This window comes from Achromobacter sp. UBA5777 (genome assembly GCF_002418565.1).
In the GTDB taxonomy this organism is placed as follows: domain Bacteria; phylum Pseudomonadota; class Gammaproteobacteria; order Burkholderiales; family Burkholderiaceae_B; genus Achromobacter; species Achromobacter animicus.
Genome location: NZ_DIEJ01000137.1, coordinates 1 through 2928, shown reverse-complemented (window position 1 = coordinate 2928; position 2928 = coordinate 1). Strand labels below are relative to the sequence as shown.

2 protein-coding genes and 1 pseudogene are annotated in these 2928 nt (G+C 68.8%); all 3 read right to left on the bottom strand.

Annotated features, from left to right (window positions below):
- Positions 1 to 912 (bottom strand): acetyl-CoA C-acyltransferase (locus tag B3446_RS10755; protein ID WP_291380833.1); only part of this gene is annotated, 912 nt, incomplete at its 3' end.
- Positions 913 to 1079: 167 nt separating this feature from the next.
- The gene (locus B3446_RS10750) at positions 1080 to 2474 is read right to left on the bottom strand and encodes a chloride channel protein (RefSeq protein WP_191575616.1); all 1395 of its coding nucleotides are present in this window, start codon (positions 2472 to 2474) and stop codon (positions 1080 to 1082) included.
- A 141-nt stretch (positions 2475 to 2615) separates the two neighbouring features.
- A pseudogene (locus B3446_RS10745) lies at positions 2616 to 2928 on the bottom strand (methyl-accepting chemotaxis protein); the annotation flags it as partial.

The window sequence follows — 2928 nt, the reverse complement described above, 5'->3', positions numbered from 1 at the left end:
GGGGGGGGGGGGCGGGCGCGGCGGGGGGGGGCGGGGCGCGGCCCGGGCGCCCCCCCCCATGCCGACCACGCGGGCACGCGGGGTCAGACCGTGGCGGGCGGCAGCCTTTTCATCGGCCAGCAGCAGCGCGGCGGCGCCGTCGTTAACGCCCGACGCGTTGCCCGCCGTGACGCTGCCGCCTTCGCGGACCACGCCCTTGAGCTTGGCCAGCGATTCCAGCGACGTTTCACGCGGGTGCTCGTCCTTGGAGACGATGATCGGATCACCCTTTTTCTGGGCGATCGACACGGGCACGATCTCGGCGTCGAAGAAACCTTCCTTCTGGGCGCGCGCGGTCTTTTCCTGGCTGGCCAGCGCGAACAGATCCTGGTCGGCGCGGCTGATGTTGAAATCGTCAGCGACGTTCTCGGCGGTCTCGGGCATCGAGTCCACGCCGTATTGCGCCTTCATCAGCTTGTTGATGAAACGCCAGCCGATGGTGGTGTCATAAATGGCGGCGCTGCGCGAGAAGGCGCTGTCGGCCTTACCCATGACGAACGGGGCGCGGCTCATGCTTTCCACGCCGCCGGCCAGCATCAGGCCGGCTTCTCCGGCGCGGATGGCGCGCGCGGCGGTGCCGATGGCATCCAGACCCGAACCGCACAAGCGGTTGACCGTGGCGCCGGGCACTTCGACCGGCAGGCCGGCCAACAGCGTGGCCATGCGGGCCACGTTGCGGTTGTCTTCGCCTGCCTGGTTGGCGCAACCCATGATGGCGTCGTCGAGTTCTTCCCAACGCACGCCAGGATTGCGCGCCGCCAGCGCCTTGATGGCTACGGCAGCCAGATCGTCGGGCCGCACGGAAGCCAGCGCACCGCCATAGCGGCCGAAGGGGGTACGAATCGCATCACAGATAAAGGCATTCACGGTCATGGGAAGCTCGAAGTGAAGTGAAAGAACTCGGGATCGGACGATGTTAACGCAGCGGTTTCGCGCCAAGTTGGTGCGTTCCTCGGATGTCCGCAGAACGGACAGTGTCCAGTAGACGTTCACATTGGACCGGCGCGCGCATGCACGGAACCGGGCAGCCATGCCCGGGATCAGTGCGCGCCGGCCTTGGCCGCGCGGCCCGCGTCGACGATGGCCTGACGGCGGAAACGGCCGGCCGCCAGATGGTAGAACGGTTGCGGGCAGAACTGGCGCGACACGCCCGACGCGAGCAACGACCCGACCAGCAACCAGAACAGCATCGGCTGGCTGCCCGTCATTTCCATCACCACGACGCTCGCCGTCAACGGCGCCTGGGTAGCGGCCGCCAGAAAGGCCGCCATGGACAGCAGCACCAGCACGCGCTGGTCGACGCCCTCGCCCGCCAGCTCCCAGATGTGATGGCCGATGCCCGCGCCAGTGGTCAGCGCCGGCGTGAAGATGCCGCCGGGAATGCCCGCCCAATAGGACGCGACGGTGGCCGCCAGCTTGGCCAGGCCGAAGCCGTCGGGCACCGAGTCCTTGCCGTTGAGCAGGTCGGCCGCCACGGCGTAGCCCGTGCCGTACACGCTGCCCGCGGTGCACAGCCCGATCACCGCCAGGGCCAGCCCCATGATGAACGCGGTCCAGATCGGATGCGTCCGGATCCACGCGCGCCAGGACTGCGGCGCCGCGCCGATCGGCCCCTTGCCCAGCAGGCGGGCGAAGATGCCGCCCAGCGCGCCATTGAGCGCGCCGCAGATGACGATCCACATCACCATGTTCTGCGACAGCGGCGCGCCGGCGAAGACACCAAAATAAGGATTGTTGCCTTCCACCGCCACCACCAGGAAGCCGGCGGCCAGCACGCCGATCAGCACCAGCCGCTGCCAGCGCAGCACGGTGCCGCGCCCCAGTTCCTCAATGGCGAAAATCACGCCGGCCAGCGGCGCGTTGAACGCCGCCGCCAGGCCGCCGGCGGCGCCCGCTGCAATCAACTCGTTGGCGTGAAAGCCGCGCAGTTGCAAGCCGCGGCGTTTCCAGAAATCGCCCCACGCCAGCATCAGCGCCGCGCCCACCTGCACGGAAGGGCCCTCGCGCCCGATCGACGCGCCGCACAGCATGCCGAAGAACGCCAGCGGTATCTTCCAGAGACTTTGAGCCAGCGACACCAGACTGTTTTGGCTGGGGCCCGGCGGCAGCGACAAGGCGCCGATGACTTGCGGAATGCCGCTGCCGGAAGCGTTGGGCGCGAAACGCAGCGTGAGCCAGCGCAGAGCGGCCAGCCCGAACGGCATGACCAGCAACGCCAGCCAGCCGTTGTAGGCGACCCACTGGCGGTTCCAGGCCAGCGCCTTGTCGGCCAGATAGGTAAAGCCCAGCGACATCAGCGCCACCATTGCCGCGCCGCCCAGCAGCAGCCCAAGCTGCACGCTCTTCCTCGACAGACGGTTGATCTGACGCACCTTGCGGCGCGCCACCCAGCGTGTTCGGGCGATGACGCGGCGGACGGGGTCGGGCAGACTCATGGACGGGAACGGGGCGGCGTGGGAGGTTGCCAACCTTACCATCCCAGCCTGACCCGTAGCCGAAAGAATGGGGCGTTGCCCACGCGCAAGTGCGAACGGGAACGGCCGGTCACCGGCCGTCCGACACAACACGTCAGGGCTTCAGAACGACGACCACTCGTCCTGCGAAGCGCTTGCCAGCGCGGGCCGGGCCTGCGCCGCACGGGCTGCCGGCGCGGGCTTGCGCACCGCCACGCGTTCGGCCGGCAGCAACCGGGCCTGCGCCTGAACCGCAGATCCGCCGCCTGCATCCACCTTGAATCGGCGCACCTCCTGCGCCAGACGCGTGGCCTGCTCCTGCATGCTGGCTGCGGCGGCCGCAGCTTCCTCGACCAGGGCGGCGTTCTGCTGCGTCACCGTGTCCATCTGCGAGACGGCCTGGTTCACCTGCCCGATGCCGGTCGATTGCTCTTCC

Coding starts and splice junctions, on each gene's coding strand:
- B3446_RS10750 (WP_191575616.1), bottom strand. CDS start 2,474: ATGAGTCTGCCCGACCCCGTCCGCCGCGTCATCGCCCGAACACGCTGG.